Source organism: Pseudomonas sp. F220 (genome assembly GCF_057813935.1).
On record NZ_JBVASJ010000030.1, the window covers coordinates 26178 to 52817 of the forward strand.

The window sequence follows — 26640 nt, forward strand, 5'->3', positions numbered from 1 at the left end:
GAAGGTCTTGGCGGGCAAAAAACAAGCCGAGGATTATACCTGAGCTATGACCTCACGCGCCAGTTGAGGTCGGGTTTGATGCGGAAACATTGCGACTTAGGAGGTCGCGCAGCTGATTTTTCTCTTCAGCACTCAATTCACTTTGACGCGCCTTCCTGAGAAGTTGTTCCAAATTCCGCTCGCGTTGACGAGCTGACAAGCTAGTTATAGTGTCGAAAAACTGTTGTTCAAGGTTGTCGCCCTCAATCAGCCATTCCTTTTCTGCCAACGCTTTGAGCAGGCGCCCTTGTTCGGTGCCATGCCAACGCGCAATCAGTTGAAATGAGTTTAGCTTAGGATTCTTTTGCACGGCTTCGAGTAGTGCCACCAACAGTTGCGTATTAGTGTGGTCCTCGGCGGCAAAGTGCCCGGCGTCTTCAACTTTTTTGGCCAGTTGCGGGTGATGAAGCAGTGTGCGCAGCGCTGCCAGCGTTGGTGGCTCTACGGCGGCGGGAATGCGTGGGGCACGGGGCTGATCGCGATCGCCCTGACGTTTGCCCTTTTTGTCCCAGGGTTTGTTTTCCCATTTCTTGCCGCCGGTCCCTGATTTTTTCGGTGTCCACTCCTGTTGAGGTGCATATGCCTCTTGAGGTTGGTGGTAATCGGCGTAATCGGGCATGGCGTCGTAATCGATGCCAGGGTCGTAGGCGGGCGGAGCCTCTTGTGGTGCGCTGTGCACCAGCTGGCTGACTGCCTCGCTGTTGAGACCGGTGATTTCAGTGAGTCGCTGGCGCATTAGCGTGCGCAGGTTGGCGCCTGGAACTTTGTCGATCAACGGCGCTGCGAGGGTGGCCATGTGGGCCTTGCCTTCGAGGGAGCGCGGATCCGACTCTTCGGTCAGCTGCTGGAAAAAATAATCGGCCAGTGGCTGTGCGTGTTGATTTATGCGTGCACGGAAAGCGTCAGTGCCTTCGGAGCGCACCAAAGTGTCCGGGTCTTCACCTTCGGGCAGGAACAGAAAGCGCGCACGGCGTCCGTCCTGCAGGCTCGGCAAGGCTGCCTCCAGTGCGCGCCAGGCGGCGTTGCGTCCCGCCTGATCGCCGTCAAAGCAGAACAATACGCTGGGGACGACACGAAACAGTCGTTTCAGGTGTTCTTCGCTGGTGGCGGTGCCAAGCGTGGCGACGGCATTGCGCAAGCCTTGTTGGGCGAGGGCGATGACGTCCATATAGCCTTCGACGACGATGATTTCGTCAAGATTGCGATTATTCTTGCGCGCTTCAAACAGGCCGTAGAGTTCCTGGCCTTTGTGAAACACCGGTGTTTCCGGTGAGTTCAGGTATTTTGGCTTGTCGTCGCCGAGTACTCGGCCGCCGAAGGCAATGATTCGTCCGCGACTGTCGCGGATCGGAAACATGACGCGATCACGGAAGCGATCGTAACGCTTTCCTGTTTCAGCATTCTCGATCAGCAGGCCTGCATCGATCATGGCTTTCTGTTGCAACGTGTCGCTGCTCAGATGCTTGAACAGATTGTCCCAGCCAGGTGGAGCGAATCCCAAGCCGAAGTCTCGGGCAATTTCACCGGTCAGGCCGCGACCTTTGAGGTAATCGACGGCGGCTTTTCGTGCGGGGTGGCTTTTCAGTGCTTGGCGATAGAAATCGGCGGCGGCAGTGAGCAGCGGGTAGAGCGGTGAGTCGGTCGGTTGCCGGGGTTTGTGCGGCCGGCCACTTTCCTCTCGGGGTATTTCCATGCCGGCGGCTTTGGCCAGTTCCTCGACGGCCTGGGGGAAATCCAGGTTGTCGTGGTCCATGATGAAACCGAGGGCGTTGCCACCAGCGCCGCAGCCAAAGCAGTAGTAGAACTGTTTGTCGGGGCTGACGCTGAAGGAGGGGGTTTTTTCTTTGTGAAACGGGCAGCAGGCAGTGTAATTCTTGCCGGCCTTTTTCATTTGCAGGCGCGAGCTGACCACGTCGACAATGTCGGTGCGGTTCAGAAGGTCGTCAATAAAGCTCTGGGGAATTAGCCCGGCCATGGCGTGCTCGTCATCACTGCGCGGAAATTAAACCAACGCGAAGGGCGGCGGAATCTGGTCGTTGTTTTGAGGCGCAGCAGGTGTGCGGCTCGACCAGGTATCGTCTGCGTAATCGCTGTCGGGAAGTGTATCTGCCGAAAATCCACTGACGTTAGTTTCAATCAGTATTCGACTCTTCGAACGTGTTGCTCTGAGTCCGGCAACGGCCAATGGTAGGCCTCGGATAGCTCATAAGCGGGCACAGGAGATCGTGCCTTGGGCTGATCGTCTGTTGGGGAATCGGTAAAGTGTGCTCGTCAGTAGCCTTGAAAGGCTCGTCAGAAAAGACGTGCACCGCTGGCAAAAAGCCAGGTCTGACGTGGTGAAGCAGATTTGTCTCGGTCGCATCGGCGGCTTTGACGGTGAAGCATCAAGCGATATCCGCAAATGCCAATAGCCCGGCTGAGGGCCGGGCTTGGCAGAAGCTTGCTACGAACGTCTGTGTATTAGTACAGACGAACGGCGCGGCGCTGCTCGCGCTGAACTTTCTTCGCGTGACGCTTAACAGCGGCTGCTGCTTTACGTTTACGCTCAGAAGTCGGCTTCTCGTAAAATTCGCGGCTACGAACTTCAGCCAGAACACCGGCTTTTTCGCAGGAGCGCTTGAAACGACGCAGAGCTACGTCGAAGGGTTCGTTCTCTTTAACTTTGACGGCTGGCATCCAGAGCTACCTTCATTCATTACCGGGGTCAACATCCTCGCGGCAAAAATGCACTTGAAGACGTCGGTTTTTAAGGGTTGCGGATGTTAACCCCTCATCGCTCGGAATGCAAAGCCTCTGATCGAAAACCGCTGGTAGGGGCCGGAAGTGGCGACTATTATGCGCGCCTTCGAATTTAGCCTCTACAAGGCGCAAACCCATGCTAGTACTGGGATTAGAAACCTCCTGCGACGAAACCGGTGTCGCACTTTACGACAGTGAGCGCGGCCTGCTGGCCGACGCGCTGTTTAGCCAGATCGACCTGCATCGTGCCTATGGTGGCGTGGTGCCGGAGCTCGCTTCGCGTGACCACGTCAAGCGCATGCTGCCCTTGATTCGTCAGGTCCTGGCAGAGGCTGATTGTGTGCCGACCGAGATCGATGCCATCGCCTACACCGCGGGTCCCGGGCTTGTCGGGGCGTTGTTGGTCGGCGCCTCATGTGCTCAGGCGCTGGCGTTTGCCTGGGGCATTCCAGCCCTTGGCGTGCATCACATGGAAGGTCATTTGCTGGCGCCGATGCTGGAGGAAAAACCTCCAGAGTTTCCGTTCGTCGCTTTGTTGGTTTCTGGAGGGCATACGCAGCTGGTTCGGGTCGACGGGATCGGCCAATACGAACTATTGGGCGAGACGCTTGACGATGCCGCCGGTGAGGCTTTCGACAAAACGGCAAAGATGATGGGGTTGAATTATCCGGGTGGACCGGAAATCGCTCGACTGGCGGAGCAAGGCGTTGCCGGACGTTTCGTCTTCCCGCGTCCGATGTGCGATCGCCCGGGTCTGGATTTCAGTTTCAGCGGTTTGAAGACCTTTGCCTTGAACACCTGGCAGCAGTGCGTCAACGCCGGGGACGACGGTGAGCAAGCCCGTTGCGACATCTCGCTGGCCTTCCAGCGGGCAGTGGTGGAAACTTTGACCATCAAGTGCAAGCGAGCCTTGAAGGAGGCCGGTCTCAAGCGCCTGGTCATCGCTGGTGGCGTAAGTGCCAACACGGCGCTGCGGGTTTCACTGGAGAAAATGCTCGGCGACATGAATGGCGATGTTTACTACGCGCGCCCGGAGTTCTGTACTGATAACGGCGCGATGATTGCTTTTGCCGGTTGTCAGCGGTTACAGGCTGGGCAGCGGGAAAGTCTGGCGATCAGCGTGCAGGCCCGCTGGCCGATGGAGCAATTGTCGCCGTTGTAAACCGTTGTCTTGTTGAGCGTGGCCGATGAACCTGGGCCGCTTCATCAGCAGGATTTAAAAATGCCGTTCGCGCCCGGCAAACAGGTCGCGTAGATTGCCGCGATGACGCCAGACGATTAGCGTCGTGAGTACGCTCATGGGCAGTAAGGCGGCAGGCTCCTGCCAGGCAAGTAGGGGCAGGGTCAGCGGTGTGGCGATCAAGGCGGCTAGCGAGCTGGTGCGGGTGAGGTAGAACGTCAGCAGCCAGGCAGCGATGGCCAGGAGTGCAGCAGGCGGGTACAGCCCTAGCAGCATCCCTGCGGCGGTAGCGACGCCTTTGCCGCCGCGAAAGCGGAAGTACAGCGGGAGCAGGTGGCCGATGACGGCACATAAGCCGACCCAGGCCTGTTGCTGTAGCGACAAACCGGCCAGACTGGCGATCAGCACCGGCAAGAGGCCTTTGCAGAGATCGCCGAGCAGGGTCAGCACCGCAAGTTTTTTGCCGGCCAGGCGCAGCATGTTGGTTGCGCCGGCATTGCCCGAGCCACTCATTCGCGGATCGGGGCTACCGGTCAGGCGGCTGAGCAAAATGGCAAAGGACAGAGAGCCAAGCAGGTAGGCGAGGATCGCCAGTAACCAAAACATGCTAACTATTCCGGGCGAGGACGCCCTGATTCTAACGGCGCATTGCGCCCTTGTCGTGCTGCGGAGAAAAGTGCTTGGACAGAGTGTTTATCGAGGGCCTGGAAGTCGACACGGTGATCGGTGCCTACGACTGGGAGCGGGGCATCCGACAGTGCCTGCGTCTTGATCTGAGCTTCGCCTGGGATAATCGCCCGGCAGCCGCAGGCGATGACCTGACTCTGGCGCTGGATTATGCGAGCGTGTCTTCGCGTATTCAGGCGTTTGCTGAGGAGGCGCAATTCCAGCTGGTGGAAACCTTTGCCGAGCGTCTTGCGCAAGTGCTGATGAGCGAGTTTCAAATCCCTTGGCTGCACCTCAAGCTGACCAAGCCCGGCGCAGTTGCGGCCGCCGTTGGTGTGGGTGTGGAGATTGAGCGCGGATGTCGCTAACTCAGGTATTTCTAGGTCTCGGTAGCAATATCGAGCGTGAACCGCATTTGCAGGCGGGGCTGGATGCTCTGGCTGGTTTTCTGGCAGATGTGCGCTGTTCGGCGGTGTTTGAAAGCCAGCCGGTGGGCATCAAAAGCGGTCCGTTCTTCAATCTAGTGGTGTCGGCCTACACGGATCTGCCACTGATGGAGCTGGATCGTCGGCTGAAATTCATTGAGGCAGACAACGGTCGTTATGCGCCGGATCGCAAGGGCTTGCCCCTGGATATCGACGTGTTGCTCTACGGTGATCTGGCGGGCAATTTCGACGGTTTGATCCTGCCTCGCGCAGAAATCCTGAAAAATGCGTTTGTGCTGTGGCCGCTGTCGTTGATTGCGCCCAACAGACTGCATCCGGGCGTAGGCAAGAGCTTTGCGGTCCTGTGGAGTGAGGCGCAGATTGATCAGGTTTTGGCACCGGTGGCATTTGAATGGCGCGGTGTGCAGTTGACCCCATCGAATTTGTTGTGATGTGGATGACGCCATCGCGAGCAAGCTCGCTTCCACAGGACCCCTGTAAATTCCCGTGGGAGCGAGCTTGCTCCGGGCGGCGATCCGACGATGCTTTCAGCCAAGCGCCGCCTCTTTGTAAGCCTTGAGCGCTTTCAGGCGTTCAGCCTTGAGGGCGTCACCCAGCTCCGGCCCTTTGAATCCTTGCTCTAGCAGTGGTTGTACGGCCACTGTCCGCGCTGCTATCGCCGCACCTCTCAAATATTCCGCCTGTGGGTAACTTCTCTGCTCGAGGCCTTTGCGACCTCGCGCGTCCATTTCGCAGGCTACGACGAATTCTTCAAAGCGCTGCGGCCGACGATAGACATCAAAGCTCTGCAGTAACTCCAGCAATGTCGAAGGCTTGAGTTCAAGGGCTCGATGCCCGTGAGTGTGGTACTCGCCGACCAGCAAGGCCAGTTCCTGGCAGTCCCTTGGCGCTTTGAATCGTTGGTTCACCGCCTTGATCAGGCGCAATCCCTTGTGTTCATGGGCAATGTGTTTCGGCCACTGGCTTTCTGGTGTCAGCCCTTTTCCAAGGTCATGTAGCAGGCAGGCCCAACGCACCGTCAGTGGTTGAGCATGCTTGGCAGCTTGTTCGAGGACACTCAGGGTATGCACGCCACTGTCGATTTCCGGGTGATGGATTTCGGGTTGCGGCACGCCGAACAGAGCATCAATTTCGGGAAGCAATACCTTGAGTGCGCTGCAGTCGCGCAGCACTTGAATGAATACCTGAGGTTGATCTTCCATCAAGGCGCGGGAGATTTCTTTCCAGCTGCGTTCCGCGGTCAACGCCTCAAGCTCGCCTGATTCGCTAAGCTGGCGCATCAGTTCGAGGGTTTCGGGGGCGACGCTGAAACCGAGTTCCGCATAGCGTGCGGCAAAGCGGGCGACTCGCAAAACTCGGAGCGGATCTTCGGCGAATGCGGGTGAAACGTGACGAAGTACGCGGGCATCAAGATCTTGCTGGCCATGATACGGATCGGTCAAAACGCCTTGGTCACTTTCGGCCATGGCGTTGATCGTCAGGTCGCGGCGGATCAGGTCTTCTTCGAGCGTGACTTCCGGGCTGGCGTGAAAAGTGAAGCCACCATAGCCACGGCCACTTTTGCGTTCGGTCCTGGCGAGCGCGTATTCTTCGCCGCTCTTCGGGTGCAGAAATACCGGGAAGTCGGCACCTACCGGGCGATACCCCTTGGCGAGCATTTCTTCTGTAGTAGCGCCCACCACGACCCAGTCGATATCGGTGACAGGCTTGCCCAGCAGGCGATCACGTACCGCGCCGCCGACTTTATAAATCTGCATAAAAAACCTCCGTTAGCTCGACAGGATAACCCTTGCGTCGAACTTTCGGAGGCTTTGGGTAGAATCAAAGGTGGATGACAGCCAAGTCCAGTCGGCCGTAATCGCCATCGCTATGTTCGCCCTTTGGCGGTACGTGATGGGTTTTCATCACTTGGTCGCCTTGCAGGGTTTCCAGATGAATATCGAAGCCCCAGAGCCGATGCAGGTGCTTGAGCACTTCGTCAGTGGAGTCTCCCAGCGGTTTGCGGTCGTGCTGTTGGTGACGCAGGGTCAGCGAGCGGTCTCCGCGCCGGTCGATGCTATAGATCTGTATGTTGGGTTCCCGGTTGCCCAAGTTGTATTGCGCCGCCAGGGTTTCCCGGATGATCCGATAACCGTCTTCGTCATGTATTGCCGGAACCAGCAGATCGTCCTTCTGGTCGTCATCCAGGATGCTGAACAGCTTCAGATCGCGGATCACCTTGGGTGACAGGTACTGCAGGATGAAGCTCTCGTCCTTGAAACTGCTCATGGCGAATTTGATGCTGGACAGCCAGTCGGTGCCGGCGATTTCCGGGAACCAGCGGTAGTCTTCCTCAGTGGGCGTTTCGCACATCCGCCGGATGTCGCGGTACATGGCAAAACCGAGGGTGTAGGGGTTGATCCCGTTGTAATAGGGGCTGTCGAAGCCGGGTTGATAGACCACGCTGGTATGGGAAGTCAGGAACTCCATCATGAAGCCATCGGTCACCAGGCCCTCGTCATACAGGTCGTTCATCAGGGTGTAGTGCCAGAAGGTGGCCCAACCTTCGTTCATTACCTGGGTTTGGCGTTGTGGGTAAAAGTACTGCGCAATCTTGCGCACGATGCGCACGATTTCCCGCTGCCATGGCTCCAGTAATGGCGCGTGTTTTTCGATGAAATAGAGGATGTTTTCCTGAGGTTCGGCGGGGAAGCGCGCGTTATCCTTATCGCTGAACTTGTCTGCGCCTTTGGGAATAGTGCGCCAGAGGTCGTTGATCTGTTTTTGCAGGTGCTCTTCCCGGTCTTTCTGCCGGCGCCGTTCTTCTTCCGCCGAGATCGGATACGGACGTTTGTAGCGGTCGACGCCGTAGTTCATCAGGGCGTGGCAGGAGTCCAGCAGGTCTTCTACCGCATCGATCCCGTGGCGTTCTTCGCATTGCATGATGTACTGCTTGGCGAACACCAGGTAATCGATAATTGAGCTGGCATCTGTCCAGGTACGGAACAGGTAATTGCCTTTGAAGAAGCTGTTGTGTCCGTAGCAGGCATGGGCAACCACCAGCGCCTGCATGCAGATGGTGTTTTCTTCCATCAGGTAGGCGATGCACGGGTCCGAGTTGATTACGATTTCGTAAGCCAGCCCCATTTGGCCGCGACTGTAGGACTTTTCAGTGCTGAGGAAGTGTTTGCCATAGGACCAATGGTGATAGCCCAGTGGCATGCCGACAGAGGCGTAGGCATCCATCATTTGCTCGGCGGTAATCACTTCGATCTGATTGGGATAGGTATCGAGCGCGTAGCGATCCGCGATCCGGCTGATTTCGCGGTCGTAGGCCTGGATCAGCTCAAACGTCCATTCTGAGCCGGTGGATATGGGTAGGCGTTTCTGCTCTCTGGCGGTCATGTCACTAACCTGCGCTGGAAGAGTTCACGGAAGACCGGATAGATATCTCCGGCCGAGACCAATTGTTGCTGGGCGAAGGTGTCGGTGAATGCTTCGCTGATTCGCTCGTACTCGAACCACAGAGCCTGATGTTCGCGCGGGGTAATCTCTACGTAAGTGTAGTACTGCACGAATGGCATGATCTGGTTGATCAGAATATCGCGGCAGATCGGTGAATCATCGTTCCAGTTGTCGCCGTCGGAGGCCTGCGCCGCGTAGATATTCCATTCGTTGCTCGGGTAGCGTTCGGCCATGATTTCCTGCATCAATTTCAAGGCGCTGGAAACGATGGTTCCGCCCGTTTCACGGGAATAGAAAAACTCCTCCTCGTCGACTTCCCGAGCACTGGTGTGGTGGCGGATGAACACCACGTCGATTTTTTCGTAATTACGCTTGAGGAACAGGTACAGCAGGATGAAGAAGCGTTTGGCGATGTCCTTGGTCGCTTGTGTCATGGAGCCGGAGACGTCCATCAGGCAGAACATGACGGCTTTGGAGCTGGGATTGGGTTGTTTGATCAGCAGGTTGTATTTGAGGTCGAACGTGTCGAGAAACGGTACGCGATGAATTCGGGCGCTCAAACGCTCGATTTCCTCTTCCATTTCCTGAATATCGCCGAAGTTATCTGGCTCTTCGCGTTTCAGGCGCTCCAGCTCATCTTTTGCCTCACGCAGTTTTGCCCGACTGCTGCCGGACAGAGCAATTCGTCGGGCATGGGCCGAGCGTAGCGTGCGGATGATATTGATCCGCGAAGGGTTGCCTTCGTTGCTGATACCGGCACGGACGGTTTTAAAGGTGTCAGTCCCGGCCAGGTTGCGTTTGACCAGGTTGGGCAGCTCCAGGTCTTCGAACATGAATTCGAGAAACTCTTCCTGAGTGATCTGGAAGACAAACTCGTCCATGCCTTCGCCTGAATTGCCGGCCTTGCCGGGGCCTTTCCCGCCGCCACCACCGGGTGGACGAGGGATGTGCTCACCGCTGCTGAACTCTTTGTTACCGGGGTGAACCACGGTCTGCTTGCCGCCACGACCATGGTGAAGTACCGGCTCGTCAATATCTCGACCCGGAATGCTGATCTGTTCGCCATGCTCCATGTCAGTGATGGAGCGACGGCTGACGGCTTCTTCAACTGCTTTTTTGATGTGATCACGGTAGCGCCGCAGGAACCGCTGGCGGTTAACCGTGCTCTTGTTCTTGCCATTGAGACGTCGGTCGATCACATAGCTCATGACTGCTCCTTAGAAGCTGCCTTGAAAAGCCGCGAGCGGGCCAGGCTGGATCGAGTGGGGCGACGCCACGTGCATTTTCGCGTCGTCGCGCCACCTGTTCTCTGTCTGAGCCTCGCTGCCGACTTTCAAACACCCTCCTGAAGCCTGTGTAACAGAAATTGCTGACACAGGCCTCTGGCTAACGACAACCGGTGCGACCGGCAGCGGGTTACTGTGACTTTCTGACCCGCAGGTACCACTCGGAGAGCAGCCGTACCTGTTTGTCGGTGTAGCCGCGCTCGACCATCCGTGTGACGAAGTCGTTGTGCTTCTGCTGGTCCTCTTTGCTGGCCTTGGCATTGAAACTGATAACCGGCAGCAGATCCTCGGTGTTGGAGAACATTTTCTTCTCGATGACCACCCGCAGCTTCTCGTAGCTGAGCCAGGTCGGATTCTTGCCGTTGTTGTTGGCGCGGGCGCGCAACACGAAATTGACAATTTCGTTGCGGAAATCCTTCGGATTGCTGATGCCAGCCGGTTTCTCGATTTTCTCCAGCTCTTCGTTCAGGGCTACGCGGTTGAGAATCTCGCCGGTTTCCGGGTCGCGGTATTCCTGATCCTGAATCCAGAAGTCTGCGTAGAGCACGTACCGGTCGAAGATGTTCTGTCCGTACTCGCTGTAGGATTCGAGGTAGGCGGTCTGAATCTCTTTGCCGATGAACTCGATATAACGCGGTGCCAGATACTCCTTAAGAAAGCGCAGGTAACGCTCGCGGGTTTCCGCCTGGAATTGCTCCTGTTCGATCTGTTGTTCGAGCACATAGAGCAAGTGCACAGGGTTGGCGGCGATCTCGTGGGGGTCGAAGTTAAAAACCTTCGACAGGATCTTGAACGCAAATCGGGTTGAGAGCCCATTCATGCCCTCATCGACACCAGCGTTATCGCGGTACTCCTGAATCGACTTGGCTTTCGGATCGGTATCCTTGAGGTTTTCGCCGTCATACACGCGCATTTTCGAGTAGATATTCGAGTTCTCCGGCTCCTTGAGGCGCGAGAGTACGGTGAATTGCGCAAGCATTTTCAGGGTGTCGGGCGCGCAATGGGCCTTGGCCAGGGAGCTGTTGAACAGCAACTTGTCGTAGATCTTCACTTCGTCGCTGACGCGCAAGCAGTACGGCACTTTGACAATGTAGATCCGGTCGATGAACGCTTCGTTGTTCTTGTTGTTGCGGAAGGTGTGCCATTCCGATTCGTTGGAGTGGGCCAGCAATATGCCGGTAAACGGAATGGCGCCAAGGCCTTCGGTACTGTTGTAGTTACCTTCTTGGGTCGCCGTCAGCAATGGGTGCAGCACCTTGATGGGTGCCTTGAACATTTCGACGAACTCCATCAGGCCCTGGTTAGAGCGGCATAGAGCACCTGAGTAGCTGTAGGCGTCTGCGTCGTTCTGCGGGAATTCCTCCAGTTTGCGGATGTCGACCTTACCCACCAGAGCGGAAATGTCCTGGTTGTTCTCATCCCCGGGCTCGGTCTTGGCAACGGCAATCTGGTAGAGAATCGACGGATAGAGTTTGACCACCCGGAACTGGCTGATGTCACCGCCGAACTCGGACAGGCGTTTCGTGGCCCAGGGCGACATGATGGTATTGAGGTACCGTCGCGGAATGCCGAAGTCCTCTTCGAGGATCGCGCCATCTTCAGTGGCGTTGAACAACCCAAGAGGTGACTCGAAAACAGGTGAGCCTTTGATGGCGTAGAAGGGCACTTTCTCAATGAGCTGTTTCAGCTTCTCGGCCAGGGACGACTTACCGCCGCCAACGGGGCCAAGCAGGTAGAGGATCTGTTTCTTCTCTTCCAGGCCCTGAGCAGCGTGGCGGAAGTAGGAGACGATCTGATCGATGCATTCTTCCATGCCATGGAAGTCTTCAAAGGCCGGATAGCGGCGGATCACCTTGTTGGAAAAAATTCGAGACAGCCGCGAGTTGGCAGAGGTATCCAGCAATTCCGGCTCGCCGATTGCCAGTAGCAAGCGTTCAGCTGCGGAGGCGTAGGCGCTGCGATCCTTTTTGCAGAGCTCTAGATACTCGTGCAGCGTGAGTTCTTCCTGGCGTGTGGACTCGAAACGTTGTTGGAAGTGGCTAAAAATACTCATGACGTCACCTCGCTCGATACGTGGAGCCGACGCCGGATCAGTCAGTCGAGTGCTGGTGCAACTGAAATCCAGTTGCTGTGTACCCCCCAGAACACTTTCAAAGCTATTGACCTCGAAAGCTAATACCGATGACCCGCACGCCGGTGTACCGGCTCTCCCCTAATTTGGATGGCCTGTGGCTAAAGGATAGTTCGGAATCGGAGAGGTCAAGGGGCAATGCGCAATTAGTTCTGGCTGACCGTTCGTCAGCGATGGCTCAAGCCCGCGGGGGACGCGGGCTAGAGCTGTAGAAGAAAATTATTCTGAAACACTTTGCGCGGTTTCCGACGGGTAAGTCGCACGCCATAGCTCAAAGCCGCCGTCAAGGCTGTAAACGTCAGAGAAGCCCTGGCTGATCAGATAAGCCGCAGCGCTTTGGCTGGAATTGCCGTGGTAGCAGACCACAACCAATGGCGCATCCAGGTCCGCATTGCGGATAAAGTCGGGAATGGAGTGGTTATCCAGGTGTTGCGAGCCGCTGATGTGATTGGCGGCATAGGTCTGTGGGTCGCGAATGTCGACCACGACTGCACCTTGTTCACGCAGGGCATGGGCTTGCTCGGGGGGGATGCGTTTGAATTCGCTCATGACGGGCTCCTGTGGCGTGGCTGAAAGCGCCTTTCAGCGCTTTGCGGTGGCCGGCAATTGTTCGGGGATGGATGATGAGGCGACGTGCGGCTTGGCGTGGCCTTGAGCATCGCACTCGCATTGCAGGCGCTCACCTGTGTCGATATTCAGCAGCGTCATGGCACCGCCCCAGACACAACCGGTGTCGAGGGCGAAGATGCCCGGTTCGTTGCATTGGCCTTCAAGGGCTGCCCAATGACCAAAGACGATCTTCAGGCCTTTGGTCTTGCGTTCCTTGTGCTGGAACCAGGGGGCATAACCGGAGGGCGCGGTATCTGCGCCTTCCTTGCCTTTGAGATCGAGTTTGCCTTCGCTGGTACAGAAACGCATGCGAGTGAAATAGTTGGTGATCACCCGCAGGCGGGTGACGCCTTTAAGGTCGCTGTCCCATTTCGCTGGCTCATTGCCGTACATGCCGTCAAGGTAAGGGGCGATGAGGTTGTCGTCGCGTAAGGCCGCTTCGACTTCGGCGGCGCACTTCAGGGCTTTCTTCAGGGTCCATTGCGGCGGTATGCCTGCGTGGACCAAGGCCATGTCGCGTTGTTCGTCGTAGTGCATCAGCTTTTGCTGACGGACCCATTCAAGCAATTCTTCGCGATCCGGTGCTTCGAGGATCTCGCGCAGGGTATCGGCCTTTTTCAAACGCTCGATGTTTTGGCCTGCCGCCAAAAGGTGCAGATCGTGGTTTCCGAGCACGCAGGTCAATGATTCACGGATGCTATAGAGGAAGCGTAAGGTCTCAAGTGAATGCGAGCCACGGTTGACCAGGTCACCCACCAGCCACAAACGGTCTTTGGCGGGATCGAAGGCAACCCGCTCAAGAAGGCATTGCAGAGGCTCCAGGCAGCCTTGCAGGTCGCCGACGGCATACACTGACATTAGTGCAGGGCTCCGGGCACCGCGAGACGGAAGGGCGCGATAATGGCGTCGAAGTGTTTACCGTCTTCGGCGAGCATCTGATAACTGCCTTGCATGGTGCCCACGCGGCTGGTCATCACCGTGCCGCTACTGTAGGTATGGCTTTTGCCAACCTCAATCAACGGTTGTTGGCCGACTACGCCCGCACCGCGGACCTCCTCGACGTGCCCGTCACCATCGGTAATGACCCAATGCCGCGAGAGCAACTTTGCCGGGAGCTGGCCGTTGTTCTGGACAGTAATGGTGTAGGCGAAGGCAAATCGATTTTGCTCGGGTTGCGATTGTTCTGCCAGAAAGCGGGTGACGACGCTGACGTCGACCTGATAACGAGGATCGGACATGCAAAAGGCCTTAAAAGCAAAGCGGAGCGCGGGACATAACTGATGGGATCAGTCTAGGCCAAGTATCGGGTAGTAAACCAGACATGGCGTCTGGTGTCTTACCCAATAACGATTATGGCGTGTCAGCTGGCGCAGGGCGTCTCGACGACTTGCTCGCCCAGCTTGTCAGCCAGACGGACAAACGCTGCCAGGTCGAGCTGCTCGGGGCGCAGGCTGCCATCGACGCCGGCGGCTTCGATCTCGGTGTTGCTGAGCAAGGCTTTGAGGGTGTTGCGCAGGGTCTTGCGGCGCTGGTTGAAGGCCTCGCGAACGACGCGTTCCAGCAGGCGATGATCCTTGGCCGGGTGCGGCAGAACGGCGTGGGGCACCAGGCGGACAATCGCTGAATCGACTTTAGGGGGTGGATTGAACGCACCCGGACCGACATTGAACAGGTGTTCGACCCGGCAGTGGTACTGAACCATGATCGACAAACGGCCCCAGTCACCACCGCCAGGACCTGCAGCCAGACGCTCGACCACTTCTTTTTGCAGCATGAAGTGCATGTCGCGGATCAAACCGGCATTTCGCAGCAGGTGGAAGATCAGCGGGGTGGAGATGTTGTACGGCAGGTTACCGACCACTCGCAGGCTGCTCGGCGCGGCATTGAGGCTGGTGAAGTCGAACTTCAGGGCATCGCCTTGATGCAGGTTGAAATTGCTTTTGCCGGCGAACTGCTGATTGAGGATCGGAATCAGGTCCTTGTCCAACTCAACCACGTCCAGTTGCGCGCCGCTATTGAGCAGGCCTTCGGTCAATGCACCCTGGCCGGGGCCGATTTCCAGCAGGCGGTCTTCAGGGCGGGCGTGGATGGCGCGCAGGATGCGGTCGATCACGCCGGCATCGTGCAGGAAGTTCTGGCCGAAACGCTTGCGCGCCCGGTGTTGGTAGTGCTCGGTCATAAATGGGTCTCGGCCATCTGGTAGGCGGTTTCCAAGGCGACTTGCAGGCTGCCGGTGTCGATTTTTCCGCTTCCGGCCAGATCCAGGGCGGTGCCATGGTCGACTGAGGTACGGATGATAGGCAAACCGAGGGTCACATTGACTGCGGCACCGAAACCTTTGTATTTCAGTACGGGCAAGCCTTGGTCGTGGTACATCGCCAGCACTGCGTCGCAGTGCTCCAGATATTTGGGGGTAAACAGAGTGTCGGCAGGCAGGGGGCCGCGTAGGTCCATGCCCTCACGTCGCAGACGCTCTAAGGTGGGTTCGATAATGTCGATTTCTTCATGGCCCAGATGTCCGCCTTCGCCGGCATGCGGGTTGAGCCCGCAGACCAGAATGCGAGGCTGGGCGATGCCAAACTTGTGTTGCAGGTCGGCGTGCAGGATCCGTGTCACTCGCTCCAGGCGTTCCGGGGTGATCGCATCGGCAATCTGCCGCAAGGGCAGGTGAGTGGTGACCAACGCTACTCGCAGGCCGCGAGTGGCGAGCATCATGACCACTTGCTGAGTATGCGTCAGGTCGGCGAGGAATTCGGTATGGCCGGAAAAGGCGATGCCAGCTTCGTTGATCACGCCCTTATGCACCGGGGCGGTGATCATCCCGGCGAAATGCCCGTCCAGACAGCCTTGGCCGGCGCGAGTCAGGGTTTCCAACACAAATAACGCGTTGGATTTATCCAGCTGACCGGCGATGACTTTGCTCTGTAGTGGGGTGTCCCAGACATACAGGCTGTTAGCTGGAGCGGGGTGATCCGGCCAGCTATCCGGGGTGACCGGCAGCAAATCGACAACCACGCCCAGCTGCGCGGCCCGCTCAAGGAGCAGGTCGCGGCTAGTGATGGCAATCAAGGGGTGTGGCTGGATCTGCGAGGCAAGCAGCAGGCATAGGTCAGGACCTATACCGGCCGGCTCGCCCGGTGTCAGCGCGAAACGTTTGGGTTTCACTGTGACGCCTGGTCGACGCCAGGGAGCTTGATCTCAACGTAGGCTTCGTCGCGGATCTGACGCAGCCAGGTTTGCAGCTCTTCGTCGTATTTGCGGTTACGCAGTACGGTCATTGCTTGCTGTTCACGGGCCTGGCTGGTGCTGTCGGTGGCGCGACGGCCAAGGACTTCCAGTACGTGCCAGCCATATTGGGTCTTGAACGGTTTGGACAGCTGACCCTGTGGGGTTTTGGCCATCACTTCGCGGAACTCAGGCACCAGGGAGTTCGGGTCGATCCAGTTCAGGTCGCCGCCGTTGAGTGCGGAGCCCGGGTCTTCCGAATAGCTTTTCGCCAGTTCAGCAAAGTCTTCGCCGGCTTCAATCCGGTCGTGGAGCTTCTGAGCCAGACGCTTGGTTTCTTCTTCGCTACGAATTTCGCTTGGTTTGATCAGGATGTGACGCACGTGTACTTCGTCGCGCACCTGAGTCTGGCCGCCACGTTTTTCCAGGATCTTCAGAATGATGAAGCCGCCTGGTGTGCGCATAGGCTCGGTCACTTCGCCGACCGACATCGAACTCAGCATACGATCGAACGGTGGTGGCAGTTGCGCGGCTTTACGCCAGCCCATCTCGCCGCCTTCCAGCGCGGTCTCGCTGGCGGATTTGGCGATTGCCAACTGAGCGAAATCAGCGCCTTGCTTGAGTTGCTGATAAACATCGGCAGCCCGACGCCCGGCATTCTGGATTGCTTCAGAGTTGGCGCTTTCCGGGGTTGGAATCAGGATGTTGGCCAGGCGGAACTCTTCGGACAGCTGCATCTTACCCAGGTCCGAGGCGAGGAAGTTCTTCACTTCCTGTTCCGATACCTGAACACGTTCAGCCACACGGCGCTGACGTACACGGCTGATGATCATCTCGCGGCGAACCTGATCACGAGCGTCTTCATAAGACAGGCCGTCGTGAGTCAGGGCTGCGCGGAACTGGTCCACGCTCATATTGTTGCGCTGGGCAATGGTGCCGATCGCCTGGTTCAGCTCTTCATCGGTGATACGGATGCCAGAACGTTCGCCGATCTGCAGTTGCAGGTTTTCGACGATCAGGCGCTCAAGCACCTGCTGGTTCAGCACGCTGGTTGGCGGTACGCCGCCGCCGCGCTTGGCGATGGTTTGCTGAACTTCATGAACCCGTTGGTCCAGCTGGCTCTGCATGACTACGTCGCTGTCGACGATGGCCACCACTTTATCAATGGACTGCACCGCAGCGTTCGCTGCGGTACCCAGTAACAACGCGCCCAGCATCAGCGGGCGCAGACAATCAGAAAGCTTGGTCTTCACGTTCACGATAACCTTGAATGCCTTTGTTGAGGAAGCTCTCTGCTTTGGCGCCGGTAAGGCCGCCGAGTCCCTTCAGTACAATTTGGAGGAAGATGCCATGGTCGCCTTTTTCGTTTTGCGGAGCTTCTTGACTGAACTCGTCATAGGAGACCCAGTAACGGTTGATCAGGCGCAGTTTCCAGCAGCAGTTGTCGTATTCGAAACCACCGAAGGCTTCCAGTGTACGGTTGCGGTTGTAGTCATACTGCCAGCGACTGATGGCATTCCATTGCGGCACGACCGGCCAGATCACCGAGAAGTCGTGTTGCTGGATCTTGTAGTAGTCCTTCACGAAACCCGGAGTGCCCGGAGTGCCGTAGTCGCCACCGCCAACCGACCATTTACCAGTGGTCTGGTCATAGCGGACCAGGTCATTGCGATAGCGATAACCGGCGTTGATGACTTTGTTCGGATTGTCTTCCGGCTGGTAATGGAACATCGCACTGCCGGAGCGAGGCTTGCGGCTGTCCGGGTCCCAGTTGTAGTCGGCTGTCGTACGCCAGTCGCGGTTGAAGCGGTATTCATACTCAAGCGCGTAAGGCGAAACGTTGGAGTGTGCGTCGTCGCGGGTTTTTGCATCAATGCCCGGCAACTGGACTTCACGATCCTTGAAGTAAACGGCTTGGCCGACGCTGATGCGTTGGCGCTCAAAGCCATTGTCTTCGATCCAGCGGTTGGTCACGCCCAGCGACAGTTTGTTCTCGTCGCCGACACGGTCAGAACCGCTGAAGCGGTTGTCGCGAAACAGCGAGGCGTAGTTGAATGTAGTTTCGCCGGTGTCAAATATCGGAATGTCAGACTGGTCTTTCTCTGGGACATAGAGATAGTACAGGCGCGGTTCCAGAGTCTGGCGATAGTTCTTGCCGAACCATTGGGTGTTGCGATCGAAGTACAGACCGCTGTCGATACTCGCGATAGGCACACCACGATTCTGATTACGGCTGTAGGTGCCGTTGAGGCTATCAGCTGCGGCATTCTGCTGGGCGATCTGATTTTTGCCAGTGCCGTCGAGGTCCAGGTCGTACTGTGTGTACTGATATTTGAGCGATGGCTTCAGGAAACCGTAGGTCCAGTTGAGCGGGAGGCTGACTTCCGGTGCGAGATTCAGGCGATCACCGTTGGCGCGCGCCAGACCAGCAACGTTTGTATCTAGCCGTGGCGAGGCAACGCCGTTTTCATCGATAAAATCGCCATTTTTCAAATTACGGTCAAAACGTACGATTTCGGTGTTGTACGCGAAATTCAACCCGCTTGGATGGTACGGCAGCGCACCATTGAAGGTGATCTGCGGCAAGCGGTTGTACGGCGTGATGTTGGCGACGGTTGCCAGCTGATAGGCCTGTGCGTTGATTCGTGCGACGTAATTGTCGCCACGGTAGGTCACCGCACCTTGCTGATTCACGTAGTCGCCAGTTTTGACACCAATCTGATCGGTTTCCAGGTCCTGGAAGTAATATGGATCGCTGATCCTGGTGTAGTCGACTTCTGTCAGCGTGCGCTCATCAAGCCCGCCCTTGTGCTGCCAGTTGAGCATGTAGCGGGTTTTTTCGTAATCGCTCTGCTTACTGCGATCAGTGTTGTCGTCATTCAAATAAGCAGCACCGAACTGACCCTCACTGCTCTTGGTCAGGTAGCGAAACTCGCCTTCCATCAACATCCCGCGATTGCTCATGTAGCGCGGATACAACGTGGCATCGTAGTTGGGTGCCAGGTTGAAGTAGTACGGGGTGACCAGCAACAAGCCAGTCTTGCTGCCGCCGCCGATAGTCGGCGGCAGGAAGCCGGACTGGCGACGGTTATCGATCGGGAAGTAGATGTACGGGGTGTAGAGCACTGGAATGTCTTTGACCCGCAGCGTCACGTTGGTCGCGGTGCCGAAGCCGGTCGCCGGGTTCAAGGTGATGTTGTTACCCTTGAGCTGCCAGGCGTTGCTGTTCGGTTCGCACGTGGTGTACGTACCATCCTTGAGGCGGATGATGGCGTTCTCGGCACGTTTGGCGTACAGCGCACTACCGCGCACGCGCGATTTGTGCATTACGTACTCAGCGTTATCGACCTTGGCTTCGCCGGTATCGAGTTGCACATCAGCGTGGTCACCGACGATCAGTGCGCCGTTGTCGCGAATGCGGACATTGCCGCTCAACTCGCCACGGTTTTCGGCTTGATACAGGCTGGCCTCGTCTGCCTCGGCCTGCATGCTGCCCTGGCGCATGACCACGTCACCGGCCAGGGTCGCAATCTGTTGCTCTTGCTGATAGCGCGATGCTTTGGCGCCGATAAAGGTTGGAGCGTCACTTTTATTCGTCGTGTCATTCATGCCAGGACGAATCGGTTCGATATAGGAACCAGAGCAATAAGGACCGGTCTCGGCCAATTGCGCAGCAGTCAGCTTCTCACGAGGCACCCAGTCGAGGTGGCTGTAGTCGGCACTGCGCGACTGCAGGCCGCGGCCCTTGGCCTCGGTGACCAGTGGTGTCTTGGCGACGGTTTCGTCACTGGAGCTGCTACCTGCCGGGCTCTCGCCGCTCGCACTGGCTGCGTCCCCGTTATGCACGGGGCGCGGAGGCAGTTGAGCTGCGTTAGTTTTCGGCGCGCAGTCCCAGGCACCCGAAGCAGAGACTGAGCAGTCATACTGTTCCGCGGCGACCACGAACTGAGTGGCTAAAGGTTGCAGGGCCAGCAAACTGCCGGTAACCAACAACGGAAATTTTTTACGAAACGCGGGGGATTTCAATGCCATCTTATTAGTCCGGGCTTCCTGCGTGCCATCTGCCCGCGGTGTGGGCCGCACGCCTCTCGATGGTCTGAAAAAGATGCTGGATAATAAAGCATGACCCGCTTGACGGCTAGCGCCGTCGGAGACCCTTGCAATGCCTGACCAAGATGTACGTTTGCAACACCTGAAAGTTTGGCTCGATGAGCAGTTGGCAACTCTGTTTACAGCACAAGGCTGGGGCGCCGTGCCCCCGGCCACGTTGACTGCGGCCAGCAGTGACGCCAGTTTTCGGCGGTATTTTCGCTGGGAAGGGGAGGGTCGTAGCTTTGTCGTAATGGACGCTCCACCGCCCCAGGAAAACTGCAAACCCTTCGTGGATATCGCTTTCTTGCTGGCGAGGTCCGGAATAAATGTGCCGCAAATCTACGCGCAAGATCTGCCGCGTGGCTTTCTTTTGCTCAATGACCTGGGCAACAAGACTTATCTGGACGTGATCGACGGCGAAAATGCCGACGTTTTGTTCAACGATGCGTTGCAGGCATTGCTGGCCTTCCAGCAGTTGCCGATGGATGCCGTGCTTCCAAGCTATGACGTGGCGTTGTTGCGCCGCGAACTGGAGCTCTTCCCTGAGTGGTACGTGGGGCGTGAGCTGGGTATCCAGTTTGACCAAGAGCAACTGGCGCTCTGGCAGCGGGCCAGCGAGCTATTGATCGACAGCGCCCTGGCCCAACCGAAGGTGCTGGTGCACCGCGACTACATGCCGCGCAACCTGATGTTGAGCGAGCCGAACCCCGGCGTCCTGGACTTTCAGGACGCGGTCTACGGCCCGGTCACCTATGACGTGACCTGCCTGTTCAAAGATGCTTTCCTCAGTTGGCCTGACGCTCGGGTGCGTGGTTGGCTGGAAGACTACTGGCAGCAGGCTGGCAAATTGGGCATCCCGGTGCAGACGGATTTTCAAGACTTCCTGCGTGCCAGCGACCTGATGGGCGTGCAGCGCCATTTGAAGGTGATCGGGATCTTTGCCCGCATCTGCCACCGTGACGGTAAGCCGCGTTATCTGGGCGATGTGCCGCGCTTCTTTGCTTATATAGAAGCAGTGCTGGCCCGTAGGCCAGAGTTGGCGGAATTGGGTGAGTTGTTGGCGAGCCTTCGCCAACCGGTTGGAGCGCCCGCATGAAGGCAATGATCCTCGCCGCCGGCAAAGGTGAGCGTATGCGTCCGCTGACGCTGACGACGCCCAAGCCACTGATTCGTGCTGCTGGTGTGCCATTGATCGAGTACCACCTGCGGGCGTTGGCGGCAGCAGGGTTTACCGAGATCGTCATCAACCATGCCTGGCTGGGCCAGCAGATTGAGGACTATCTGGGCGATGGTTCGCAGTTTGGTGTGAGCATCCAGTACTCGCCGGAGGGGGAACCGCTGGAAACCGGAGGCGGTATTTTTCGGGCGTTGCCGCTGTTGGGTGAAGAACCGTTCCTGGTGGTCAACGGTGACATCTGGACCGATTACGACTTCTCGGCTTTGCGCCAACCGATTGCCGGACTTGCTCATCTGGTGATGGTCGACAACCCGGCGCATCACCCGACAGGGGGAGACTTTTGTCTGGTAGACGGTCAGATCCGCGACGCCGAACCGGGTTCAGCCACGCTGACTTACAGTGGTATTTCGGTTCTGCACCCAAGGCTGTTCTCTACGTGCGCCGCCGGTTCCTTCAAATTGGCTCCGCTGTTGCGCGAAGCCATGGCTCAGGGGCAGGTCACGGGCGAACACATGCACGGATGCTGGGTTGATGTCGGAACCCTGGAGCGTCTGGCGCAAGTCGAACAATTGCTAGAAGCGAGCCGCTGATATGTTGTGGCCAGGGACTCTGATCGGAGCCGGAGCGGGCTTTGCCATAGCCAGCATTCCGGGGGCCATGCTGGGTGCCTTGTTGGGGCAGGCGCTGGACCGGCGCTTGCAACTGCAGAGTTGGGCGCATCTGCGCGAACGTTTAGGCGGACGTTCGGCGCTGCGCAATGATGAGCTGTTGTTCGTATTGTTGGGGCGACTGGCCAAGAGCGATGGCCGGGTGGTCGAGGGCCATATCCAGCAGGCTCGTCAGGAGATGCGTTCGCTCGATATGAGTGGGCCGGCGCAAAAGCGAGCCATCGCGGCGTTCAATCGGGGCAAGTCCGGGCATGATCGATTGCATGGATATTTGCGCCGCTTGAGCGCCCAACCGCATGCAGCCGAGGGGGTTCTACGCGCCTGCTGGCGTATGGTCTGGGCCGATGGTCGAGCCAGCAGCGCCGAGCGCGATCTGATTAAGCTATGGGGTAAATGGCTGGGCTGGACACCTCGGCAGGTGCAAGCGCTGGCCAGTGACTACGAGCCGCATAAAAAGCCGCTGGCCAACAGCGGCGGCGCTTATCAAGAGGCTATGCGAGTGCTGGGGGTGACGGCCACCAGCGAGCCGTCGCAGATCAAGCGTGCTTACCGGCGCCTGCTCAGTCGCCATCACCCGGACAAGATTGCTGGCAGTGGCGCGAACCCGTCCCAAGTGCGCGAGGCAACCGAGAAGACCCGCGAGCTGCACAATGCTTATACGTTGATTCGTGAGCGGCGGGATTTTCGTTAGGAGCTCAGGTAACCCCGAAAAGATCGTCCTGAATAGGGGGTCTCAGCTGCCAGTGTGCTGCGGGCTTAACCAGCCGCGAACACGCCGAAACAGCTGCTCTTGTTCGGCGGCACTGTTTCCAGGCAATGCCTTCAAAGAAACCTGGCTGAAGGTCGTGGTCTTCAGGCGTTTGCTCGCCTGCAGACGCTCCAGAGCGGCATTACGCACCAGCGCCTTATCCATATAGAAGAAGTCGGCGGTTGCAACTTTCAGAGTCGGCGTCAGTTGGGCCAGCTCTGGTTTGCCATTAAGTGGAGTTTGCGCGGCGACCATCACGAACTTCTCTACGTGCGGCGGTTGTTTCTCGCTCAGATAACGCGCGGCCCAATAAGCTCCGGTGCCATGTCCCAGCAGGACGATTCTGCGAGCGTTTTGCTGCTGCGCAAAGGCAATCGCAGCATCGATTCGGGCGAAGATCCGCTCGGCATCAGCCTTGATTTGCTCCTCAGAACTTCCGGCGGCGGCACGATCAGCGACGTCAGCCTCACCGCCAGCAGCTTGTTCGATGGGTTTGGGCGCAGCGGTACTGGCGTCTTTGCTGCTAGTGTCCACGGGGGAAGGCGCGGGCGCGGCTTCGACAATGCGCGGCTGGCTGGCGTCGCTCTGCAGGTCTGGCAAGGTAATACTCAGGCTGCTCCAGTGGGCATCCGGCAATTTTCGACGCAATGGACTGATTGCTTGAGGCCAGTCAGCTGTTTCGCCGGCGCCAGGGATGATAATCACCGCACCGCTAGGGTTGTTGGCATTGGCCGGTTTCCAAAGCGCGAGGAAACTGTCACCGCCAGCCTGCAACTGTTGCTGTTCTTGCTGTGGGATTTGTCGCTCAAGGGCTGTCGCTTCTTCCTGACTACGCTCAAGCAGGGGTTGGCGCTCTACCGGTTTTTCTTCTGCGGTTTTTTCCGTGGCGCCGGGAGGATCGGCAGCCTCGACTGAAAAGGCACAAGGCAGGATCAACGACAGGCACAATGCGGACAGTGCCGAGCGGTAGACAGGGGGCATCGGATATTCCAGGCCAGAAGTAATCCCGGCAGCCTAATGGGTTGGTCAGTATTTGTCAGTGTGTGAGACTTCAGATGATGCGTTTTCGCTGCCTGTTGGTTATCGGCTGTTTTTGCCTTCCCTTGATGGCATTGGCGGCGCCTGCGCCCCAAGTGCCTGCCGCGCAGTTGAATGCCGAGCAGCGTCAATGGCTCGAGCAACACCCAGAGCTGCGTGTCGGGTTGGTGCTGCAAGCGCCTTATGCACAATTTGATCGCCGCTTGCAGCGCTTGTCCGGGGCTAATGTTGAACTCATGAAGTGGCTGGCCAAAGCCCTCAAGGTTGAGCTGAGCTGGCGCAACTTTCCGGATCAGGTGCAGTTGGAGGCCGCCGTGCGTGACGGTGAAGTCGACATCGCCCCAGGCTTGACCCAAACCCCCGCAGGACTGCGGATCTGGCAATTTTCCGACCCCTACATGCGTGTGCCACAGCTGGTGGTCAGCGAGCAGAAAGGCGCCGGTGCGGTGGACCTGGAGAAGCTCGATAGCCAGACCCGTGTCGCTGTGCGCATGCCGAGTGCAGTTGCCGATTACCTGCGCAGCACCTACGGCAATCTCAATTTGCAGGGTGTGCCACTGGAGCGCCAAGCCTTGCAGTTGCTTTTGAGCCAGCAAGCCCGGTATGCCGTGGTGGATGAAGCGCAGCTCAGTCGGTTGTCGGCCGAGCCGGAGTTCGCCGATCTGATAGTTGTCGGTGACATAGGCCTGCCGCAATTACTGCGGGTCGCCACACGACGTGATTGGCCGGAGCTGGCGGGGATCGTTGAAAGGGCGTTGCATGCAATTGCGGCGAAGGATCTGGAGCAACTGCACAGTCGCTGGCTGCAACCCAAATACCCGCGATTGGTCGAGTCCCCGGGTTTTTGGCAAAACCTCTGTCTACTGCTGACCGTGTTGTTGCTCAGCAGCATGGCCATCGTCACCTGGCAGCGTCGCCAACAACACAGCCTTGAGCAACGTTTGTTGGCGGCCCGTGAGGACATCGCCCTTCGCGAGGCCAGCGAAGAAGCCTTGCGCCTGACGCAGTTTTCCATCGATCAAAGCACCGTGGGGATCCTCTGGGTCAACTGGGACAGCCATGTCCGTTACGCCAACCGGGCGGCCGAAGAGATGCTCGGTTATGCACCGGGCGGCGTCATCGACCGCCCCTTGATTGATTTCGAGCCCGGCCTGCATATGGATCGCTGGCTGACGTTGTGGAAACGCGCCCGCGCCAGTGAGGACGGGCCGCAAAGCTTCGAAACAAACTGTGTTCGTGCCGATGGCAACATCCTGCCTGCCGACGTGTCGCTGAGCTTCCTGCGCTTTCGCGATGGCGAGTATCTGGTGGTCTATCTCAACGACGTCACCGAGCGTCGCCGGGCTCTGGCCGCGTTGCAGGAAAGCGAGGCGCGGTTGCAGGGTATTGCCGCCAATGTTCCAGGGCTGGTATTTCGTCTGGAGCGGGCGCCGGTCACCGGGCAGATTGACTTTGCCTACATCAGCGAAGGCAGTGAAAGCCTGGTGGGCTATTCCCCGGCGACACTGAGCCATCGCGACAAAGGCTTGCGCAGCCTGGTCCATCCGGACGACAAAGCCAGCTATCACCAAACCCAGGATCACGCGCTGGACACTGACAGCGACTGGTCCTGGCAGGGACGAATTGTGACGCGCCAGGGCGAGCAGCGTTGGGCGGAGATCAAGGCGATCACCCGTCGTCTTGATGACGGCGCGGTGGTTTGGGACGGGATTGTCTGGGACATCAGCGAAAGCAAACGCATCGAGCTGGAGTTGGCCAGTTCTCGCGAGCAACTGCGAGAGTTGTCCGCTCATCTGGAAAGCGTGCGGGAAGAGGAAAAGGCCCGCATTGCCCGGGAAGTTCACGATGAACTGGGTCAGATGCTGACCGTGCTCAAGCTGGAAACCTCCATGTGCGAACTGGCTTACGCGCAGCTTGATCCGGGCTTGCACGAGCGGCTCAACAGTATGAAGCGGCTGATCGCCCAGTTATTCCAGCTGGTGCGGGATGTTGCCACCGCGCTACGCCCACCGATTCTCGACGCCGGGATCGCCTCGGCCATCGAATGGCAGGCGCGACGTTTCGAGGCGCGCACGCAGATTCCATGCCTGGTCCAGGTGCCGGAAAACCTGCCGGCCCTCAGCGACGCCAAGGCCATTGGCCTGTTCCGGATTCTTCAGGAGGCACTGACCAATGTCATGCGCCATGCTCAAGCGCATACTGTGGAATTGACACTGGCCCTTGAGGGCAGCGATTTGTGCCTGACCGTCAGCGACGATGGTCAGGGCTTCGTCCCGGCGACAGGCCGACCGACTTCGTTTGGCGTAGTGGGTATGCGCGAACGGGTGTTGATCATGGGCGGCAGTCTGTCGCTGGACAGTGAGCTGGGTGAAGGCACGACGTTGAGCGTGCGAGTGCCGTTGGATTAGGAGAAGCGCGTGATCCGTGTACTGGTAGCCGAAGACCACACCATCGTTCGTGAAGGCATCAAGCAATTGATCGGTCTGGCCAAGGATTTGATCGTGGTGGGGGAGGCGAGCAATGGTGAGCAACTGCTTGAAACCTTGCGTCATGTTCCGTGTGAAGTGGTGTTGCTGGATATCTCCATGCCCGGCGTCAACGGTCTGGAGGCGATCCCACGGATTCGCGCGCTGAACAATCCTCCGGCGATTCTGGTGCTGTCGATGCACGACGAGGCGCAAATGGCCGCCCGAGCATTGAAAATCGGTGCCGCTGGTTATGCCACCAAGGACAGCGATCCGGCGCTGCTGCTGACCGCAATCCGCAAGGTCGCGGCAGGCGGGCGGTATATCGACCCGGACCTGGCCGACCGAATGGTCTTCGAAGTCGGCCTGACCGACTCGCGGCCCTTGCACTCATTGCTGTCGGAGCGCGAGTTCTCGGTATTCGAACGGCTGGCCCAAGGCGCGAACGTTAACGACATCGCCCAGCAATTGGCATTGAGCAGCAAAACCATCAGCACCCACAAAGCGCGGCTGATGCAGAAACTCAACATCACCTCGCTGGCTGAGCTGGTGAAATACGCGATGGAACACAAGCTTCTCTAACACAACCGTGGTCCCCCGCAGGCTGCGATCTTTTGATCTTGCTTTTGCTTTCGTCGCGCCAGGGGGAAAAGATCGCAGCCTGCGGCAGCTCCTACAGATCACCGC

The 26640-nt window shown here is 58.0% G+C and carries 23 protein-coding genes; 8 read left to right on the forward strand and 15 right to left on the reverse strand.

Going from position 1 to position 26640, the window contains the following annotated elements:
- Positions 1–52: 52 nt before the first annotated feature.
- Together dnaG and rpsU are read right to left on the reverse strand one after the other, a co-directional pair.
- The gene (gene dnaG / locus ACZYSM_RS21755) at positions 53–2014 is read right to left on the reverse strand and encodes a DNA primase (RefSeq protein ID WP_489074448.1); all 1962 of its coding nucleotides are present in this window, start codon (positions 2012–2014) and stop codon (positions 53–55) included.
- 485 nt (positions 2015–2499) lie between these two features.
- The gene (rpsU, locus tag ACZYSM_RS21760; RefSeq protein ID WP_002551877.1) at positions 2500–2715 is read right to left on the reverse strand and encodes a 30S ribosomal protein S21; all 216 of its coding nucleotides are present in this window, start codon (positions 2713–2715) and stop codon (positions 2500–2502) included.
- Positions 2716–2914: 199 nt separating this feature from the next.
- Between rpsU and tsaD the strand changes: the two genes are divergently transcribed.
- The gene (gene tsaD / locus ACZYSM_RS21765; protein WP_489074450.1) at positions 2915–3940 is read left to right on the forward strand and encodes a tRNA (adenosine(37)-N6)-threonylcarbamoyltransferase complex transferase subunit TsaD; all 1026 of its coding nucleotides are present in this window, start codon (positions 2915–2917) and stop codon (positions 3938–3940) included.
- Between the two features lie 54 nt (positions 3941–3994).
- Here tsaD and plsY read toward each other — a convergent pair whose 3' ends face one another.
- Positions 3995–4564 (reverse strand): glycerol-3-phosphate 1-O-acyltransferase PlsY, encoded by a 570-nt coding sequence (plsY, locus tag ACZYSM_RS21770; protein WP_489074452.1) that lies wholly within the window; start codon positions 4562–4564, stop codon positions 3995–3997.
- Positions 4565–4638: 74 nt separating this feature from the next.
- Here plsY and folB point away from each other — a divergent pair, with 74 nt between their 5' ends.
- Complete coding sequence (gene folB, locus ACZYSM_RS21775; protein WP_489074454.1) at positions 4639–4992, forward strand: dihydroneopterin aldolase; 354 nt, start codon at positions 4639–4641, stop codon at positions 4990–4992.
- Positions 4983–5501, forward strand: a complete 519-nt coding sequence (folK, locus tag ACZYSM_RS21780) for a 2-amino-4-hydroxy-6-hydroxymethyldihydropteridine diphosphokinase (RefSeq protein ID WP_489074456.1) — start codon at positions 4983–4985, stop codon at positions 5499–5501. The genes folB and folK overlap by 10 nt, the downstream gene beginning before the upstream one ends.
- Before the next feature lie 96 nt (positions 5502–5597).
- On the opposite strand, the gene ACZYSM_RS21785 is transcribed toward folK, so the two are convergent.
- From ACZYSM_RS21785 to ACZYSM_RS21835, 11 genes are all read right to left on the reverse strand, one after another.
- Positions 5598–6827, reverse strand: coding sequence for a multifunctional CCA addition/repair protein (locus ACZYSM_RS21785; RefSeq protein WP_489074458.1), 1230 nt, complete (start codon positions 6825–6827; stop codon positions 5598–5600).
- Positions 6828–6891: 64 nt separating this feature from the next.
- The gene (locus ACZYSM_RS21790) at positions 6892–8454 is read right to left on the reverse strand and encodes a SpoVR family protein (RefSeq protein ID WP_489074460.1); all 1563 of its coding nucleotides are present in this window, start codon (positions 8452–8454) and stop codon (positions 6892–6894) included.
- A complete protein-coding gene (locus tag ACZYSM_RS21795) occupies positions 8451–9722 on the reverse strand; it encodes a YeaH/YhbH family protein (RefSeq protein WP_489074462.1) in 1272 nt (423 codons plus the stop codon). The genes ACZYSM_RS21790 and ACZYSM_RS21795 overlap by 4 nt, the downstream gene beginning before the upstream one ends.
- 208 nt (positions 9723–9930) lie before the next feature.
- Complete coding sequence (locus ACZYSM_RS21800; RefSeq protein ID WP_489074464.1) at positions 9931–11853, reverse strand: PrkA family serine protein kinase; 1923 nt, start codon at positions 11851–11853, stop codon at positions 9931–9933.
- A 297-nt stretch (positions 11854–12150) separates the two neighbouring features.
- A complete protein-coding gene (glpE, locus tag ACZYSM_RS21805) occupies positions 12151–12480 on the reverse strand; it encodes a thiosulfate sulfurtransferase GlpE (protein WP_489074466.1) in 330 nt (109 codons plus the stop codon).
- Between the two features lie 33 nt (positions 12481–12513).
- A complete protein-coding gene (locus ACZYSM_RS21810; RefSeq protein WP_489074468.1) occupies positions 12514–13398 on the reverse strand; it encodes a symmetrical bis(5'-nucleosyl)-tetraphosphatase in 885 nt (294 codons plus the stop codon).
- Complete coding sequence (gene apaG / locus ACZYSM_RS21815; protein WP_489074470.1) at positions 13398–13778, reverse strand: Co2+/Mg2+ efflux protein ApaG; 381 nt, start codon at positions 13776–13778, stop codon at positions 13398–13400. Before apaG ends, ACZYSM_RS21810 begins: the two co-directional genes overlap by 1 nt.
- 122 nt (positions 13779–13900) lie before the next feature.
- On the reverse strand, positions 13901–14719 hold the full coding sequence (gene rsmA / locus ACZYSM_RS21820) for a 16S rRNA (adenine(1518)-N(6)/adenine(1519)-N(6))-dimethyltransferase RsmA (RefSeq protein WP_489074472.1): 819 nt from the start codon (positions 14717–14719) through the stop codon (positions 13901–13903).
- A complete protein-coding gene (pdxA, locus tag ACZYSM_RS21825; protein WP_489074474.1) occupies positions 14716–15705 on the reverse strand; it encodes a 4-hydroxythreonine-4-phosphate dehydrogenase PdxA in 990 nt (329 codons plus the stop codon). Before pdxA ends, rsmA begins: the two co-directional genes overlap by 4 nt.
- A complete protein-coding gene (gene surA / locus ACZYSM_RS21830) occupies positions 15702–17018 on the reverse strand; it encodes a peptidylprolyl isomerase SurA (protein ID WP_489074476.1) in 1317 nt (438 codons plus the stop codon). Before surA ends, pdxA begins: the two co-directional genes overlap by 4 nt.
- Positions 16999–19797 carry an LPS-assembly protein LptD gene (locus ACZYSM_RS21835; RefSeq protein ID WP_489074478.1) on the reverse strand — a complete coding sequence of 933 codons (2799 nt, stop codon included), beginning with the start codon at positions 19795–19797 and terminating at the stop codon, positions 16999–17001. The genes surA and ACZYSM_RS21835 overlap by 20 nt, the downstream gene beginning before the upstream one ends.
- A gap of 130 nt (positions 19798–19927) precedes the next feature.
- Between ACZYSM_RS21835 and ACZYSM_RS21840 the strand changes: the two genes are divergently transcribed.
- Genes ACZYSM_RS21840 through ACZYSM_RS21850 form a run of 3 tightly spaced genes read left to right on the forward strand, consistent with a single transcriptional unit; the run spans position 19928 to position 22393 of the window.
- Positions 19928–20953, forward strand: a complete 1026-nt coding sequence (locus tag ACZYSM_RS21840) for an aminoglycoside phosphotransferase family protein (protein ID WP_489074480.1) — start codon at positions 19928–19930, stop codon at positions 20951–20953.
- On the forward strand, positions 20950–21624 hold the full coding sequence (gene murU, locus ACZYSM_RS21845; RefSeq protein ID WP_489074482.1) for an N-acetylmuramate alpha-1-phosphate uridylyltransferase MurU: 675 nt from the start codon (positions 20950–20952) through the stop codon (positions 21622–21624). Before ACZYSM_RS21840 ends, murU begins: the two co-directional genes overlap by 4 nt.
- 1 nt (position 21625) lies before the next feature.
- Positions 21626–22393 carry a TerB family tellurite resistance protein gene (locus tag ACZYSM_RS21850; protein WP_489074484.1) on the forward strand — a complete coding sequence of 256 codons (768 nt, stop codon included), beginning with the start codon at positions 21626–21628 and terminating at the stop codon, positions 22391–22393.
- A gap of 42 nt (positions 22394–22435) precedes the next feature.
- On the opposite strand, the gene ACZYSM_RS21855 is transcribed toward ACZYSM_RS21850, so the two are convergent.
- Positions 22436–23431, reverse strand: a complete 996-nt coding sequence (locus ACZYSM_RS21855) for an alpha/beta hydrolase family protein (RefSeq protein WP_489074486.1) — start codon at positions 23429–23431, stop codon at positions 22436–22438.
- Positions 23432–23505: 74 nt separating this feature from the next.
- Between ACZYSM_RS21855 and ACZYSM_RS21860 the strand changes: the two genes are divergently transcribed.
- Positions 23506–25896 carry a PAS domain-containing sensor histidine kinase gene (locus ACZYSM_RS21860; RefSeq protein ID WP_489074488.1) on the forward strand — a complete coding sequence of 797 codons (2391 nt, stop codon included), beginning with the start codon at positions 23506–23508 and terminating at the stop codon, positions 25894–25896.
- Between the two features lie 9 nt (positions 25897–25905).
- Positions 25906–26535 carry a response regulator gene (locus tag ACZYSM_RS21865; protein WP_489074490.1) on the forward strand — a complete coding sequence of 210 codons (630 nt, stop codon included), beginning with the start codon at positions 25906–25908 and terminating at the stop codon, positions 26533–26535.
- The last annotated feature ends 105 nt before the right edge of the window (positions 26536–26640 follow it).

What these genes read in the sequence shown, in the direction of transcription:
- dnaG (WP_489074448.1), bottom strand. Translation starts at nt 2,014, where the DNA reads ATGGCCGGGCTAATTCCCCAGAGCTTTATTGACGACCTTCTGAACCGC.
- rpsU (WP_002551877.1), bottom strand. Translation starts at nt 2,715, where the DNA reads ATGCCAGCCGTCAAAGTTAAAGAGAACGAACCCTTCGACGTAGCTCTG.
- tsaD (WP_489074450.1), top strand. Translation starts at nt 2,915, where the DNA reads ATGCTAGTACTGGGATTAGAAACCTCCTGCGACGAAACCGGTGTCGCA.
- plsY (WP_489074452.1), bottom strand. Translation starts at nt 4,564, where the DNA reads ATGTTTTGGTTACTGGCGATCCTCGCCTACCTGCTTGGCTCTCTGTCC.
- folK (WP_489074456.1), top strand. Translation starts at nt 4,983, where the DNA reads ATGTCGCTAACTCAGGTATTTCTAGGTCTCGGTAGCAATATCGAGCGT.
- ACZYSM_RS21785 (WP_489074458.1), bottom strand. Translation starts at nt 6,827, where the DNA reads ATGCAGATTTATAAAGTCGGCGGCGCGGTACGTGATCGCCTGCTGGGC.
- ACZYSM_RS21790 (WP_489074460.1), bottom strand. Translation starts at nt 8,454, where the DNA reads ATGACCGCCAGAGAGCAGAAACGCCTACCCATATCCACCGGCTCAGAA.
- ACZYSM_RS21795 (WP_489074462.1), bottom strand. Translation starts at nt 9,722, where the DNA reads ATGAGCTATGTGATCGACCGACGTCTCAATGGCAAGAACAAGAGCACG.
- ACZYSM_RS21800 (WP_489074464.1), bottom strand. Translation starts at nt 11,853, where the DNA reads ATGAGTATTTTTAGCCACTTCCAACAACGTTTCGAGTCCACACGCCAG.
- glpE (WP_489074466.1), bottom strand. Translation starts at nt 12,480, where the DNA reads ATGAGCGAATTCAAACGCATCCCCCCCGAGCAAGCCCATGCCCTGCGT.
- ACZYSM_RS21810 (WP_489074468.1), bottom strand. Translation starts at nt 13,398, where the DNA reads ATGTCAGTGTATGCCGTCGGCGACCTGCAAGGCTGCCTGGAGCCTCTG.
- apaG (WP_489074470.1), bottom strand. Translation starts at nt 13,778, where the DNA reads ATGTCCGATCCTCGTTATCAGGTCGACGTCAGCGTCGTCACCCGCTTT.
- rsmA (WP_489074472.1), bottom strand. Translation starts at nt 14,719, where the DNA reads ATGACCGAGCACTACCAACACCGGGCGCGCAAGCGTTTCGGCCAGAAC.
- ACZYSM_RS21835 (WP_489074478.1), bottom strand. Translation starts at nt 19,797, where the DNA reads ATGGCATTGAAATCCCCCGCGTTTCGTAAAAAATTTCCGTTGTTGGTT.
- ACZYSM_RS21840 (WP_489074480.1), top strand. Translation starts at nt 19,928, where the DNA reads ATGCCTGACCAAGATGTACGTTTGCAACACCTGAAAGTTTGGCTCGAT.
- murU (WP_489074482.1), top strand. Translation starts at nt 20,950, where the DNA reads ATGAAGGCAATGATCCTCGCCGCCGGCAAAGGTGAGCGTATGCGTCCG.
- ACZYSM_RS21850 (WP_489074484.1), top strand. Translation starts at nt 21,626, where the DNA reads ATGTTGTGGCCAGGGACTCTGATCGGAGCCGGAGCGGGCTTTGCCATA.
- ACZYSM_RS21855 (WP_489074486.1), bottom strand. Translation starts at nt 23,431, where the DNA reads ATGCCCCCTGTCTACCGCTCGGCACTGTCCGCATTGTGCCTGTCGTTG.
- ACZYSM_RS21860 (WP_489074488.1), top strand. Translation starts at nt 23,506, where the DNA reads ATGATGCGTTTTCGCTGCCTGTTGGTTATCGGCTGTTTTTGCCTTCCC.